This window comes from Streptomyces xanthophaeus (assembly GCF_030440515.1).
In the GTDB taxonomy this organism is placed as follows: domain Bacteria; phylum Actinomycetota; class Actinomycetes; order Streptomycetales; family Streptomycetaceae; genus Streptomyces; species Streptomyces kutzneri.
Genome location: NZ_CP076543.1, coordinates 4,174,569 through 4,189,096 on the forward strand (window position 1 = coordinate 4,174,569; position 14,528 = coordinate 4,189,096).

Below are 14,528 nucleotides of genomic sequence, written 5' to 3' on the forward strand. Positions count from 1 at the left end.
GCGAGACGCGGAACGGGGCCGCCCCAGGGAGGGGCGGCCCCGTTTCACGTGAAACATCGCGCGCGTCAGGCGGTCTTGACCTCGACGAACTCGGAGAGGTCGCGCAGGATGGCGGCCTTCGGCTTGGCGCCGACGATGGTCTTGGCGACCTCGCCGCCCTGGTAGACGTTCAGCGTCGGGATGGACATGACGCCGTACTTGGCGGCCGTGGCCGGGTTCTCGTCGATGTTGAGCTTGACGATCTCGATCTCGGGGTGCTCGGCGGCGATCGCCTCGAGGGACGGCGCGATCTGGCGGCACGGACCGCACCAGGCGGCCCAGAAGTCCACCAGTACGGGCTTGTCGCTCCTGAGGACCTGCTCGTCGAAGTCAGCGTCGGTCACGTTCTTGAGGGTGCCGGCCACAGCGGCCTCCTTCTTCTTTCCTGCGGGGTGTGGGATGGGGAGGTGCGGGGGGTCAGGACGGTCAGACCGCTGCGTGGACCTTCTCGGCGTCCGCGAGCGCGGCGAGGAAGCGCTCGGCGTCGAGGGCTGCGGAGCAGCCGGTGCCCGCGGCGGTGATGGCCTGACGGTAGGTGTGGTCCACGACGTCGCCGGCGCCGAACACGCCGGTGGCGCTGGTCCGGGTGGAGGGGGCCTCGACCTTGAGGTAGCCCTCCTCGTCGAGGTCGAGCTGGCCCTTGAAGAGCTCGGTGCGCGGGTCGTGGCCGACGGCGATGAAGAGGCCGGTCACGGGCAGCTCGGAGGTCTCACCGGTCTTGGTGTTGCGCAGGGTGAGGCCGGAGAGCTTCTGGTCACCGTGGATCTCGGCGACCTCGCTGTCCCAGGCGAACTTGATCTTCGGGTCGGCGAAGGCGCGGTCCTGCATGGCCTTCGAGGCGCGCAGGCTGTCACGGCGGTGGACGATCGTGACGGACTTGGCGAAGCGCGAGAGGAAGGTGGCCTCCTCGATCGCGGTGTCGCCGCCGCCGACGACGGCGATGTCGTGGTCCTTGAAGAAGAACCCGTCGCAGGTGGCGCACCAGGAGACACCGCGGCCGGAGAGGGCGTCCTCGTTGGGCAGGCCGAGCTTGCGGTGCTGGGAACCGGTGGTGACGATGACGGCCTTGGCGCGGTGCACGGTGCCGGCGGTGTCGGTGACGGTCTTGATCTCACCGCTGAGGTCCACGGCCACGACGTCGTCCGAGATCAGCTCGGCGCCGAAGCGCTCGGCCTGAGCACGCATGTTGTCCATGAGGTCGGGGCCCATGATGCCGTCCTGGAAGCCCGGGAAGTTCTCCACCTCGGTGGTGTTCATCAGGGCGCCACCCGCGGTGACGGCACCTTCGAAGACCAGCGGCTTGAGCGAAGCGCGTGCGGTGTACAGGGCGGCGGTGTAACCGGCCGGCCCGGAGCCGATGATGATCACGTTTCGGACGTCGCTCACGGGTTTCTTCCTCGTCTCTGCGGACTGCGTACTGCCTACCGGGGGCCGGTGCGGACTCTCACCCCACCCAACGGATCCTACGGCGCATGCATTCCCCACCCGTTCCACAACAGCCCCGAACGCCTCGGCTACCGCGGATAGGTGCTCTTCAGAAGGACCTTTCCGGGGTCTGCCGAACCGGTCCGCTCGCACGCGGTGTCGACGAGGTAGGCGTCCACGCGGGCCGAGTCGGCCGGGTGCGGCAGGACGAGGAGGTAGACGGGGGTGCCCTGGTAGCTGCCGCGTTCGGTGGCGAGCGGGGTGTCGGGCCGGCCGGTGGCCCCCTGGACACAGGTGGGGACGGAAGGCGCTGCCCGCTTGTCACCGGGGGCGGTGTTCTCCAGTCCGAGGGTGTTGTTCTGTTCCTCGGGAACCTTCTTGGCGCCCTGGCCACCGGCGATGAGCTGCCTGACGCTGTCCTGGAGTCCTTGAGCGGTGTAGTTGCCCTCGCCCTCGCCCTCGCCCGCGGCAGCGGCGGCGGACGGCCGCGCCGCGGAGTCGGACGCGGCGGTCCCGTGGGTGGGCGCGTCCGAGAAGTCGCCGAACAGGAAGATGCCCAGGGCGCAGGCGGCGGCTCCGGTCAGACCGGCGAGGACGGCGATCCGGCGGCGCGCGCGGCGTCGCCCGGGGCCGGTTGGGCCGGCCGGGTGACCGGCGGGCCGGGGGTAGCTCCCAGCGGTAGCCGGGGGCGTTCCACGTGAAACATCGCGGTCCGGCGTGCGGGGCCGGTCGGCCGGTACGGCGGGGGCCTGCGGCTGGGTGGCGTCGAGAAGGGCCTCCGCGGCGAGGGCCGCGTCGATGCGTCCGGCGATGTCGGCGGGCATCCGGGCCGGGCCTGGAAGGGTGCCGAGGAGGGAGCGGATCTCCTCCAGGGAGGCGCGGACATCGGCGCACAGGGCGCAGTCGCCGAGATGGCGGCGGATTTCGGCGGTTCGGGACGGGGAGAGAAGACCTTCGGTCAGGTCGGAGATCTCCGAGACGTCCGGGTGCCGGATCGTGCCGGTCGTGCCGGACCTGCCAGTGGGCGGGGTCACGGTCGTCCACCTCCGCCCTTCACAGTGTCTGGGTCTGGATGCCTGGGTTCTCCCGCTGGTGGGACGGGCGGGCCCGGCGTCCGGTTCCTTCCCCGCTCGGTGGCGGTGTTATCCCCGGCATTCGTGCGCAGATGAGTGAGGAGCGGCACGAGTTTCGCCCGGCCGCGTGCGCACCGGCTCTTCACGGTGCCGGTGGGGACGTCGAGGATCCGGGCGGCCTCGGCTACGGGGTACCCCTGCATGTCGACGAGGACCAGCGCGGCGCGCTGATCGGCCGGGAGGGTGCTCAGAGCGGCCAGGAGCTGGCGATGGAGGTCCTGGCGCTCCGCAGGGGCCTCCGCGGACTCGTGGGGCTCCAGGAGGCGCTCCAGGCGGTCCGTGTCGTCGAGGGGCGCGGTCCGGCGGGAGGCGGCCTTGCGGGCGCGGTCCAGGCAGGCGTTGACGGTGATGCGGTGCAGCCAGGTGGTGACGGCGGATTCCCCGCGGAAGGTGTGGGCCGCCCGGTAGGCGGAGACCAGGGCGTCCTGTACGGCGTCCGCGGCCTCCTCCCGATCGCCGAGGGTCCGCAGCGCCACGGCCCACAGCCGGTCGCGGTGGCGCCGCACGAGCTCACCGAACGCGTCGGGATCCCCCGCGGTGTGCAGCGCCAGGAGTTCCTGGTCGCTGCTGCCCTCCGTGGTTCCTTCTCGCATCACACCCTGCTTCCTCCCCGGATGGAGCCTAGGGGCGTCGGCCGGGGCGCGTAAAGAATCACGCGGCCCGGCCACCGAGCGGCCGCGCAGGACCGGGCGGGTGTGGTCAGGACGAGGGGCCGAGCACCTTGATCTCGCTGATTCCGCCCCGGAAGCCGCCTTCCCCGTCAGAGGGCAGCTCGGTGACGTGGACCAGCACGTAGCGGGTGAGCACCGGATCCTGGAGCGTGACCTGGAGCTTCTTGCCGGCGTGGTCCGGCTTGCTGATCGATTGGCTGAAGTCCGACAGCGATGTGGGGTGGGAGGCCGCCTGAGGCGCAGCGCGGACCTCGATCTCCTGGCCTGCCACGTGCAGGGCGATGTCGAGCCCGGACACGTTCTGGAGACTTCCGAGGTCGACGATGATGCCGCTGCCGTCCTTGCGTTCGTCCAGATTGCCGAACTTGGGCCAGCCCTTGTACTGGGGCGTGATCCAGGCGGTGTCCGGGTTGCCGTCCACGGTCTTGCCGACGTCCTTCGGCTTGGTCGCCTCGTCGTGCGGGGAGAACTCGGACGCGTCCGTGATCTGCAGCTGCTTCCCGGGCTCGGGCTGCTTCGGGTTGTCGTCAGTGCCGGTCTTGGGGTTGTTGCTGGTGCCGCTGTTGCCCTTCTGGCTGTTGTGGTCCAGGAGGGTGTCGGCCAGCTGCCAGCTGCCCAGGCCGAGGGCGGCGATGAGCAGGGCGGCGACGCCCCACTTCAGCGCCCGGCCGGTACGGCTCTGCAGCGGGGGCGGCGGGGGCGTGACGGGCCGGTTCTGCGCGCTGTTCACGCCGGGAGGCGTGGGACGGCCGTAGATCCCCTGCTGGTAGGTGGTGTGCTGGTACTCGGGCGGGGCGGTGAAGGCGGGCTCCGGGGGCCTGATGCGGGGCATCGCGGCCACGGCCTTGGCCAGCTCGTCCGGGGTGGTGCAGGCGGGTTCCTGACGCGAGGCGGTGGCCCCGTCGTTGGCGAGCGCGCGCATGGCGAGTTCGCCCAGGCCCCGGTGGACACCGGCGCGTACCTGGTCGGGGGCGATCAGGCCGACGCCCTTGGGCAGGCCGGTGAGGCCGTACGCGTCGCTCTCGTACGGCCAGCGCTGGGTGAGGGCGGCGTACAGGAGCGCGCCGATGGCCTCGGTGTCGGCCCGCTGCGGGGTCTCGCTGGTGATCCCGCGCAGGGCGGCGTTCACGGCGAGGCCACGGATGCGGTACTGGCCCGTGGAGGTGCGCAGTATCGCGCTGGGCGTCAGCCGCAGATGGGCGAGCCCCTCACGGTGCGCGGCGGCCATCGCCTGGGAGACCTGGCTGACGAGCTGGTAGGCCTCGTGGGCTTCCAGGGGGCCGGCGGCGAGGAGGGCGGTGAGCTCGGTGGCGTCGGGCAGCCACTCGTGGACGACGTAGACGAGGTCGTTCTCCTCCACGGCGTCCAGCACCTGCACGAACCGCGGGTCGCCGAGCAGGGCGGAGGACCGGGCGGCGGCCAGGACGGAGCGGGCGCGCGCGTGGTCGGCGGGCATCAGATGCACACCCACGGCCCGGCGCAGCTTCTCGTCCATCGCGCGCCAACTGCTGAATCCGTCCACACGGGTGACGCACTCTTCCAGCCGATAGCGTCTGGCGAGCTTGTGTCCGCTGTGCAGTTCGGGTGCGGCCGCAGGTGCCGCGTTGGTGCGTTCGCCGTCCTTGTCGGGCATGGGTCCGTCCGCGGCTCGTCCGTTCTGGGTGTCCACCCCGTCGGACGTGGCCTGTGCCGCCTGAGCGGTCAGCGGCTCATTGCCGCTGTTGTCGGCCACGTCGACGGCAGCCGTGCTACGTTCCGCCACCGTCGTTCCCGCCTCCCCATCCGTTGCGCGCTGTAGGCCAGTCTGCGAAGCCATGCCAATTGTGCCCACAGTCCGACGCTAAGCACGACACACGAAAGGGGGCGACGGTTGTGCGCATCAGCGCCCCAAACGTCCGCGGACCATTCCGACCATCGCGTTGAGCTCTTCGATTCGCATCCGCTTGGCGGCGATGAGGAACACCGCGGCCAGGGCGATGCCGCCGGCGAGGAGGGCGGCGGCGGAGCCGGTGACTCCGCTGCCCAGCCACTGGGTGACCCCGAAAGCGGCCGCGCCGGCCACGGCGGCGGCCGGGACGCAGGCGCCGGTGAGACGGGCGTAGGTGCGCATGACGTGCGCCCCGTCGAGGTCGCCACCGAGCCGGGTGCGCAGGCGGCGCCAGGCGACGCCGACGCCGACGGCGTAGCCGAGGCCGTAGGCGGCGGCCATGCCGACCACCGCCCACCGGGCGGGGAGCACGAAGAACGAGAGCGCGGAGACCGCCGCATTGACGGTGGCCACGATGACGGTGTTGTAGAAGGGCGTGCGGGTGTCCTCGTAGGCGTAGAAGCCGCGCAGGACCACGTACTGGATGGAGTACGGGATCAGTCCGAGGCCGAACGCCATCAGGATGTAGCCGATGTTCTGGGCGCCCGAGCCCGAGCCGGCGTAGAGCAGGGTGGCCATCGGGACACCGAGGGCGAGGAACGCGAAGGCGCAGGGCACGATCGCCACGGCCGACGTGCGCAGCCCGTAGGAGATGTCGTCGCGGACCGCGGCGGCGTCCCCGTCGTGCGCGGAGCGGGAGATGCGGGGCAGGACGGCCGTCATGACCGAGACGGTGATGATCGCCTGCGGCATCTGCCACAGCAGCAGCGCGTAGTTGTAGGCGGTGATGCCGGTACCGGGGTGGCCCTGCTTCTCGGCGACGGACCCGGCCCAGGTGGCGAGCTGGGTGACGACCACGAGGCCGACCTGGTTGGCGAGGACGAAGAAGAACGTCCACTTGGCCAGGCGGGCGGCCTTGCCGAGGCCGTGGCCCCGCCAGTCGAAGCGCAGGCGCGGCTTGAAGCCCGCGTCGCGCAGGTACGGCAGCATCGCGAGGGCCTGGACGGTCAGGCCGAGCAGGGTGCCCAGGCCCAGCAGGCGCACGCCCTCGGGGGTGACCGTGGTGGCGTTGACGCCGGAGGTGGTGAAGCCGCCGAAGGCCCAGATGAAGGCGCCGAAGGTGGCGATGACCACGATGTTGTTGAGGACCGGGGTCCACATCATCGCGCCGAAGCGGCCGCGGGCGTTGAGGATCTGACCCAGGACCACATGGACGCCCATGAAGAACATGGTGGGCAGGCAGTAGCGGGCGAAGGCGACCGCCACGTCCATCTGCTGGGGGTCGGAGGCGATCTTCGGCGACATCATCGTGATGAACACCGGTGCGGCCAGGACGCAGATGGTGGTGATGCCCGCCAACAGCACCACGACGAGGGTGAGCAGCCGGTTGGCGTACGCCTGCCCGCCGTCGCTGTCGTTCTTCATGGCCCGGACCAGCTGCGGGATGAAGACGGCGTTCAGGGCGCCGCCGCCGACCAGCACGTAGATCATCGTGGGCAGGGTGTTGGCGATCTGGTACGTGTCGTTGAAGGTGCCGACACCGATGGCACCGGCGATGACCAGGGTCCGCAGGAAGCCGGTGATGCGGGAGACGATGGTGCCCGCGGCCATCAGCGCGCTGGACTTCAGCAGGCTCGAGGCCCGTCCGGCGGGCTTGCTCGGCGCCGGTGCGGCGACGGGCGCCTCCTCGGCGGCCGTGCGGGGCGCCGCCTCCTGGTCGCGGTACAGGTGCGCGAAGGCGTCGGGTTCGGGCTGCTCGTCCGAGGCACCGGTGACGAGGGAGTCCACGCCGACGAACTGGGTGGTGGTCGCGTGGTCGCCGTACGGCAGGTGGCGCGAGGGGCCGTCCGGCTCCGGCGGCGGGGTCTGGGCCCAGACGCGCGGGTCGGGGGAGTACGAGGGCGCGGTCGGCGCGGCGTAGAGCGGGCCGGGCTCCTGGTAGGTGCCGGGCGGCGGCGGCGGGTGCGAGGCCCGGTCGTAGAGCACCTCGGCGACGGGATCCTGGGCCGACAGGTCCTGGGACCGGTACGGGTCGTGGTCGTAGGCATCCTGGACATACGGGTCACGCTCCGGCGCGGGCGCAGGCGCGGGAACCTGCCCGGGCACCGGGGTGCCCGGGGCAGTGCCCTGGGAGGGCGCAGGCCCACCAGTGCCCTGCGCGCGGTCACCGTCGTACGGCGCGTTCATCGAAACCCCACCTCATCGTCCCCAGGCCGACCGGCCACGGCGTCAATCAACGGTCCACTGTCTCACTCGTGCCGGACCCCTCGGTGCTTTGCGCTCCGGTGTCCGGGGACTCGTCACTCGGCTGCGTGCTCTCCTCGGCGGCCGCGCGTGCTGCGACGCGCTTGCGGCTGGCGTACATCTTGATGCCTGCCAGGACCAGGAGGAGCACACCGCCGGCGATGACGAGCATCACGGTGGGCGTGATCTCGGTGGCCTCGACGGTGAACTTGCGTTCCTTGCCGTAGGGGACGCCGTCCTTGGTGAACAGCTGCGCCGTGACTTCGACGGGGCCGCTCGCGGTGGCGTTGGCGGTGAACTTGACCGTCTGGGTGTGGTCGCCCTGGACGGTGACCTGCTGCTCGTCCTGGCTGAACATCAAGCGGGTCGGGTTGGCGGACTTCACCCGCAGAACGAGGTCGTGGACATCCTGGACCAGGCTGTTCTGGACGCTGACCGGGATGGTGGCGCTGTGTCCGGACAGGGTGGCGTCGGACTTGGGGACGACCTTGACCTTCTCGGTCAGACCGATCAGGTAGTCCTGGACCTGGTCCCGGTAGAGGCGGGCCTCCTCGGGACGCCCGCGCCACGAGGTGGACATCTCCCGGTTGGTGGTGTTGCCGAAGGGGATTTCCACGCGGTCGGGCGCGGCGAGGATCACCTTGAACCGGTCGAGGGTGTTCTGGGTGGTGCGGATCTTCTCGAAGGCGGACACCGGCAGCTCCTGCTTGCGCAGGGCCTCGGGGTACTGGCCGGCGCCCGGCACCTGTGTGGTGGCTCCGGGATCGGGCTTGGCGGCGGCCGCGCCCTCGAGGTCCGCGGGCTGGGTCCAGCGGCCCGCCTGGAGGCCGCGTACGGCCTCGGCCATCGACTGGACCTGGCTGACGCTGGGCGTCCGCTGCGGGGCGACGACGAAGCTGCGCGGCTCGTCGGTCTTCTGCAGGTTCAGGGCGAGGCTGTGGGCGAGGAACCGCTGCACGGCGAGCGTGGAGGTCCCGGCGTTCAGCATGTCGCCCTCGAAGGCGGTGGACAGGTCGGCGTCGGCCACGACGGCCGTGGTGCCGGCACCGATGGGCCGGGCGGCCGAGGGCGTGTAGCCGAGGGCGCCGCTCTCCACGAGGCTGTCGCTGCGGGTGAGGACGTTGTGGGCGCCGGCCGAGGTGGCGACGTTGACGATCGAGGGATCGATGGCGCCGTCCACGGGCCAGGAGAAGTCCGTGGACGCGGGGACGTGCAGGACCGTCTCGACGGCCTGCTTCGCCTTGTCGGTGGCCGGGCGCAGCTGGCCAAGGGTGCCCGAGACGTCCTTGCCGTGGTGGGCGAGGGAGGCGAGGTCGGGGTCGGCGAACGGCAGGGCGACGACCTTCTTGCCCTGGACGGCCGCCTCCAGGGAGCTCAGCCACTGCTCGGCGACGGCCTTGCTCTTGCCCTGGACGGGCTTGCCGCCCGGGCTGCGGACCCGGTAGCCCTTGGTCATCGCGTCGACCGTGTAGAGCAGGTCGGGGTCGATGACCCAGGTGATCGGCAGGTCCTTGCCGAGGGTGACCATCTGCTCCAGGCGCCCGCCCGGCCTGAGCTCATCGGCGAGGGAGTCGTCGAGGAAGACGGGGGTCTGGAGCTCGTCGGAGCCGGTTTCCGCCGTCACATGGGTGGTGGAGATCAGCGGCCAGGCGTAGGTGAGCTGGGAGCGCTTGGCAGCGGCCTCCGGCTGCCAGGGCAGGAAGGTCCGCTTGATGCCCATGACCTGTTCGGACGGCCGGCTCTCGGTCACGCCGGACAGGGAGACGCCGAGCTGGTAGACGCCGTCCTTGTCCAGCTCCAGCTTGTTCACCGGGATGGTGAGCGTGAATTCCTGGCTGATCTTGGACGGCAGGGAGGCGATCTTCACCGCGTAGGCCGGGTCGATCTCGCCCGGGTCGGCGCCGGCCCGGAAGCCGGTGCGCTCCGCCGCCTCGTCGATGGACGTGCGGTCCGCGAGCGCGGGCCCGACCCGCAGACCGACATGTGCGTCGGTGATCGTCTCGCCACCGGTGTTGAGCACGGTGCCCCGGATGGTGAGCGTGTCGCCCTTGACCGGTGCCGTGGGGGCCATGGAGGTCAGCTGGACGTCCACGGACGCCGCCTGCGCGGCCTCGGCCCGCGGGGCGGGAGAGTAGATCAGCGCGGCCAGTACGGGCGTCCCGGCGAGCAGGACGATCGCCCGCCGCAGCCACCGGCGCCGGGCAGGAGCGGGGGACGCCCCCTGGTTGTCTGCCGCCTCGGCCACGCGCTAGCCCGTCCCTCGAAGTGTCAGTGGTCGTCTTTTGTGCGTCCACGCATGGTAACGAGGCCCGCTGTGTGCGAGTGCCGCGCCTTGCTCCACATGATCGGCTCAGGGCCCCGGCCACCGTGTACCGGGGTGGCGGCAAAACGGGGCGGTCCCCGGGGGGCCGGGCACGTACCCTTTTCTGTTGTGCCGAACGCCAACGAAGACAACCCCAGTGCCCTGAGTCAGGTGCAGCGCCGCGCGGTCAGTGAACTGCTGCGGGTCGCTCCTGTCGCCGACGAGCTCGGCCGCCGTTTCCAGGAGGCGGGCTTCCGCCTCGCCCTGGTCGGCGGGTCCGTCCGCGACGCGCTGCTGGGGCGTCTCGGCAACGATCTCGACTTCACCACCGATGCCCGTCCCGAGGACGTTCTGAAGATCGTCCGGCCGTGGGCGGACTCGGTGTGGGACGTCGGTATCGCCTTCGGCACCGTCGGGGCGCAGAAGAGCGCCCGCGTCGGGGACGCCGTACGGAATTTCCAGATCGAGGTGACGACGTACCGCTCGGAGGCCTACGACCGTACGTCGCGCAAGCCCGAGGTCTCCTACGGCGACTCGATCGACGACGACCTGGTGCGGCGTGACTTCACGGTCAACGCCATGGCCCTGGCCCTGCCCGAGCAGGAGTTCATCGACCCGCACGGCGGCCTGGAGGACCTGGCCGCCGGTGTGCTGCGCACGCCCGGAACCCCGGAGGAATCCTTCTCCGACGACCCGCTGCGCATGCTGCGGGCGGCACGTTTCGCCGCGCAGCTGGACTTCGAGGTCGCCCCGGAGGTCGTCGCGGCCATGAAGGCGATGTCCGAGCGGATCGAGATCGTTTCCGCGGAGCGGGTCCAGGGCGAGCTGAACAAGCTCATCCTGTCCGCCCACCCGCGTAAGGGTCTGGGGCTGCTGGTGGACACGGGGCTGGCCGACCGGGTGCTGCCCGAGCTGCCCGCGCTGCGGCTGGAACGTGATGAGCACCACCGGCACAAGGACGTCTACGACCACTCGCTGATCGTGCTGGAGCAGGCGATCGCGCTGGAGGAGGACGGCCCGGACCTGGTCCTGCGGCTCGCGGCCCTGCTGCACGACATCGGCAAGCCCCGGACCCGCCGGTTCGAGAGCGACGGCCGGGTCTCCTTCCACCACCACGAGGTGGTGGGGGCGAAGATGACCAAGAAGCGGCTCACCGCTCTGAAGTACTCGAACGACATGATCAAGGACGTGTCCCGGCTGGTGGAGCTGCACCTGCGCTTCCACGGCTACGGCGACGGGGAGTGGACCGACTCCGCGGTCCGGCGCTACGTGCGCGACGCCGGCCCGCTGCTGGAGCGTCTGCACAAGCTGACCCGGTCCGACTGCACCACGCGCAACAAGCGCAAGGCCAATGCGCTCTCCCGGACCTACGACGGGCTGGAGGAGCGCATCGGGCAGCTTCAGGAGCAGGAGGAGCTGGACGCGATCCGGCCCGACCTGGACGGCAACGAGATCATGCAGGTGCTCGACGTGGGCCCCGGTCCGGTGATCGGCAAGGCTTACGCCTTCCTGCTGGAGCTCCGGCTGGAGAACGGTCCGATGGGCCGTGACGCCGCTGTCGTCGCGCTGAAGGAGTGGTGGGCCGCGCAGGCCTGACGCGCGCACGCCGGGGGCCGATGTTTCACGTGAAACATCGGCCCCCGGCGTGCGTCAGAGCTGATGTTTCACGTGAAACGTCGCTCCCCGCGGGCCAGGAACACGGCGGTCGCGGCGTAGATCGCGGACACGATGAGGATCAGGATCACGGACCGCCCGTCGGCGGGGAGCATCAGGGAGGCCACCGCCGCCGCGCCGACGAACGCGACGTTGAACAACACGTCGTAGACGGAGAAGACGCGGCCGCGGTAGTCGTCGTCCACCCGGGACTGCACTTCGGTGTCGGTGGCGATCTTGGCGCCCTGGGTGGCGAGGCCGAGTACGAACGCGGCGGCCAGCATCGGTTCCGGGGCGAAGAACAGGCCGAGGGCCGGTACCAGGACGGCGGCACCCGCGGAGCATGCGGTGATCCAGCCGAGGGGGCCCAGCCGGCCCACCATCCAGGGGGTCACCACGGCGGCGGCGAAGAATCCGGCGCCGGAGACGCCGACGGCGATTCCCAGCAGCGCCAGCCCGTCGGACTCGTTGTCCGACCAGGAATAGCGGCAGAGCATCAGCAGCATCACGAACAGGGCCCCGTAGCAGAACCGCATCAGGGTCATCGCGGTGAGTGCCCGGGCCGCCTCGCGACGGGAGGCGAGGTGGCGCAGGCCCTCGGCCATCCCCCGGACCGTGAGGGCGACCCCTTCGGTGACCGAGGGATGGGCCCGGCCGGCGGGGTGGTCCGGCCCGAGGAGGCCGATGGCCAGTTGCAGGGAGACGAGGGCCGCGCACAGGTAGAGCCCGGCGCCCAGGAGGACGACGAGGGCGTTGGAGTCGGAGGCCAGCAGCCGGACGAGGAAGGCCAGCCCTCCGCCGGCCACCGCCGCGAGGGTTCCGGCAGTGGGGGAGAGAGCGTTCGCGGTGACCAGCTGATCGGGTCCGACGACGTGGGGCAGCGAGGCGGCGAGCCCGGACAGCACGAAGCGGTTGACGGCGGTCACCGACAGGGCCGAGGCGTAGAACAGCCAGTCGGGCACCTGTGCGACGATCAGCATCCCGGTGACGCAGGCCAGGAAGGCCCGCAGGAGATTGCCGTAGAGGAAGACCTGGCGGCGTCGCCAGCGGTCGAGCAGTACCCCGGCGAAGGGGCCGATCGCCGAATACGGCAGCAGCAGTACCGCCATGGCGGAGGCGATGGCCGCCGGGGAGGTCTGCTTCTCCGGGGAGAAGACGACGTAGGTGGCGAGTGCGACCTGGTAGACGCCGTCCGCGGCCTGGGAGAGCAGCCGGACGGCGAGCAGGTTGCGGAAATCCCTCAGGCGCAGGAGTACGCGCAGATCACGTACGACAGGCATGAGGGCAAGGGTCACATACGCGGAGGGTCCCCGGGCACATTGCCCGGGGACCCTCCGCGGAAGAACTGCCGAAGTCCAGGTGTCGTGAAGACCCTTGGGTTCGGTTAGCGCTCGACCTCACCCTTGATGAACTTCTCGACGTTGGCCAGGGCCTCGTCGTCGAAGTACTGCACCGGCGGGGACTTCATGAAGTAGCTGGACGCCGACAGGATCGGGCCTCCGATGCCGCGGTCCTTGGCGATCTTCGCGGCGCGCAGGGCGTCGATGATGACACCGGCCGAGTTCGGGGAGTCCCACACCTCGAGCTTGTACTCGAGGTTCAGCGGGACGTCACCGAAGGCGCGACCCTCCAGGCGGACGTAGGCCCACTTGCGGTCGTCGAGCCACGCGACGTAGTCGGACGGACCGATGTGGACGTTCTTCTCGCCGAGCTCACGGTCGGGGATCTGCGAGGTGACGGCCTGCGTCTTAGAGATCTTCTTCGACTCGAGGCGGTCGCGCTCCAGCATGTTCTTGAAGTCCATGTTGCCGCCGACGTTGAGCTGCATGGTGCGCTCAAGACGGACACCGCGGTCCTCGAACAGCTTCGCCATCACACGGTGCGTGATGGTGGCGCCGACCTGCGACTTGATGTCGTCGCCGACGATCGGGACACCGGCCTCGGTGAACTTGTCCGCCCACTCCTTGGTGCCGGCGATGAAGACCGGGAGGGCGTTGACGAAGGCGACCTTGGCGTCGATGGCGCACTGGGCGTAGAACTTCGCCGCGTCCTCGGAACCGACCGGCAGGTAGCAGATCAGAACGTCGACCTCGCGGTCCTTGAGGATCTGGACCACGTCGACCGGAGTCTCGGCGGACTCCTCGATCGTCATGCGGTAGTACTTGCCCAGGCCGTCGTAGGTGTGGCCGCGCTGAACGGTCACACCGGCGTTCGGGACGTCGCAGATCTTGATGGTGTTGTTCTCGCTGGCGCCGATGGCGTCCGAAAGGTCGAGGCCGACCTTCTTCGCGTCGACGTCGAACGCGGCGACGAACTCGATGTCACGCACGTGGTAGTCGCCGAACTGGACGTGCATCAGACCGGGGACCTTGGCCGCCGGGTCGGCGTCCTTGTAGTACTCGACGCCCTGCACCAGCGAGGCGGCGCAGTTGCCTACGCCGACGATGGCTACGCGAACCGAACCCATTCCGGTTGCTCCCTGTTTGTTCTCGGACGAGGTCTGCGAGATGCAGGCCTCATTTTTCAGTTTCGTCGGACGGACCGGATCGTCTCCGATCCCGTCCCGCCCGCTCACTCTCGATGAGCTCGTTCAGCCAGCGCACTTCGCGCTCCACGGACTCCATGCCGTGCCGCTGCAGCTCAAGCGTGTAGTCGTCGAGGCGCTCCCGCGTCCGGGCGATCGAGGCGCGCATCTTCTCCAGACGCTCCTCCAGCCGGCTGCGGCGGCCCTCCAGCACCCGCATGCGGACGTCTCGTTCGGTCTGGCCGAAGAAGGCGAAGCGGGCGGCGAAGGACTCGTCCTCCCAGGTGTCGGGGCCCGTGTGGGAGAGCAGCTCCTCGAAGTGCTCCTTACCCGCGGCCGTCAACCGGTAGACGATCTTGGCTCGGCGCCCTGCGAGTGAAGCGGCGAGAGCGTCCTCCGGGGCGTTCCCCGGCTCTTCGATCAACCAGCCGTTGGCGACCAGCGTCTTGAGGCAGGGGTAGAGCGTCCCGTAGCTGAAGGCTCTGAACACCCCCAGCGAGGTGTTGAGCCGCTTGCGCAGCTCGTAGCCGTGCATGGGGGATTCGCGAAGCAGGCCGAGGACGGCGAACTCGAGGATGCCTGAGCGTCTGCTCATCCGCCTGCCTCTCCTCCGCCCCTGAGTCTTTATACCGAGCTGATGTATCGACTCGATACATCCAGACGATAGAAC

At 70.2% G+C, this 14,528-nt stretch carries 11 protein-coding genes; 1 reads left to right on the forward strand and 10 read right to left on the reverse strand.

Annotated features, from left to right (window positions below; translation table 11 throughout):
* Positions 1–65 precede the first annotated feature (65 nt).
* The 7 genes from trxA to KO717_RS18420 all read right to left on the reverse strand — a co-directional run bounded on the left by trxA (position 66) and on the right by KO717_RS18420 (position 9,624).
* Positions 66–404 (reverse strand): thioredoxin, encoded by a 339-nt coding sequence (gene trxA, locus KO717_RS18390; RefSeq protein WP_301368988.1) that lies wholly within the window; start codon positions 402–404, stop codon positions 66–68.
* A gap of 61 nt (positions 405–465) precedes the next feature.
* The gene (gene trxB / locus KO717_RS18395; RefSeq protein ID WP_033214950.1) at positions 466–1,425 is read right to left on the reverse strand and encodes a thioredoxin-disulfide reductase; all 960 of its coding nucleotides are present in this window, start codon (positions 1,423–1,425) and stop codon (positions 466–468) included.
* A 128-nt stretch (positions 1,426–1,553) separates the two neighbouring features.
* Positions 1,554–2,498 (reverse strand): hypothetical protein, encoded by a 945-nt coding sequence (locus KO717_RS18400; RefSeq protein ID WP_301368992.1) that lies wholly within the window; start codon positions 2,496–2,498, stop codon positions 1,554–1,556.
* Entirely contained in the window at positions 2,495–3,190 is a 696-nt protein-coding gene (sigM, locus tag KO717_RS18405) for an RNA polymerase sigma factor SigM (RefSeq protein WP_301368994.1), read from the reverse strand. Before sigM ends, KO717_RS18400 begins: the two co-directional genes overlap by 4 nt.
* Positions 3,191–3,296: 106 nt before the next feature.
* On the reverse strand, positions 3,297–5,030 hold the full coding sequence (locus tag KO717_RS18410; protein WP_301368996.1) for a protein kinase family protein: 1,734 nt from the start codon (positions 5,028–5,030) through the stop codon (positions 3,297–3,299).
* A 117-nt stretch (positions 5,031–5,147) separates the two neighbouring features.
* Positions 5,148–7,322 (reverse strand): murein biosynthesis integral membrane protein MurJ, encoded by a 2,175-nt coding sequence (gene murJ / locus KO717_RS18415; protein WP_301368997.1) that lies wholly within the window; start codon positions 7,320–7,322, stop codon positions 5,148–5,150.
* Between the two features lie 46 nt (positions 7,323–7,368).
* Positions 7,369–9,624 (reverse strand): DUF6049 family protein, encoded by a 2,256-nt coding sequence (locus tag KO717_RS18420; protein ID WP_301368999.1) that lies wholly within the window; start codon positions 9,622–9,624, stop codon positions 7,369–7,371.
* Positions 9,625–9,810: 186 nt separating this feature from the next.
* Here KO717_RS18420 and KO717_RS18425 point away from each other — a divergent pair, with 186 nt between their 5' ends.
* Positions 9,811–11,277, forward strand: a complete 1,467-nt coding sequence (locus KO717_RS18425) for a CCA tRNA nucleotidyltransferase (protein WP_301369001.1) — start codon at positions 9,811–9,813, stop codon at positions 11,275–11,277.
* 68 nt (positions 11,278–11,345) lie between these two features.
* Here the strand turns inward: KO717_RS18425 and KO717_RS18430 are convergent, their stop codons facing one another.
* From KO717_RS18430 to KO717_RS18440, 3 genes are all read right to left on the reverse strand, one after another.
* Positions 11,346–12,614, reverse strand: coding sequence for an MFS transporter (locus tag KO717_RS18430; protein ID WP_301369004.1), 1,269 nt, complete (start codon positions 12,612–12,614; stop codon positions 11,346–11,348).
* A gap of 104 nt (positions 12,615–12,718) precedes the next feature.
* Entirely contained in the window at positions 12,719–13,801 is a 1,083-nt protein-coding gene (locus KO717_RS18435) for an inositol-3-phosphate synthase (protein WP_301369006.1), read from the reverse strand.
* A 49-nt stretch (positions 13,802–13,850) separates the two neighbouring features.
* Positions 13,851–14,453: a PadR family transcriptional regulator gene (locus KO717_RS18440; RefSeq protein WP_030008393.1), complete on the reverse strand. Its 603-nt coding sequence runs from the start codon at positions 14,451–14,453 to the stop codon at positions 13,851–13,853.
* Between the last annotated feature and the right edge of the window lie 75 nt (positions 14,454–14,528).

Coding starts and splice junctions, on each gene's coding strand:
- sigM (WP_301368994.1), bottom strand. CDS start 3,190: ATGCGAGAAGGAACCACGGAGGGCAGCAGCGACCAGGAACTCCTGGCG.
- murJ (WP_301368997.1), bottom strand. CDS start 7,322: ATGAACGCGCCGTACGACGGTGACCGCGCGCAGGGCACTGGTGGGCCT.
- KO717_RS18430 (WP_301369004.1), bottom strand. CDS start 12,614: ATGCCTGTCGTACGTGATCTGCGCGTACTCCTGCGCCTGAGGGATTTC.
- KO717_RS18435 (WP_301369006.1), bottom strand. CDS start 13,801: ATGGGTTCGGTTCGCGTAGCCATCGTCGGCGTAGGCAACTGCGCCGCC.
- KO717_RS18440 (WP_030008393.1), bottom strand. CDS start 14,453: ATGAGCAGACGCTCAGGCATCCTCGAGTTCGCCGTCCTCGGCCTGCTT.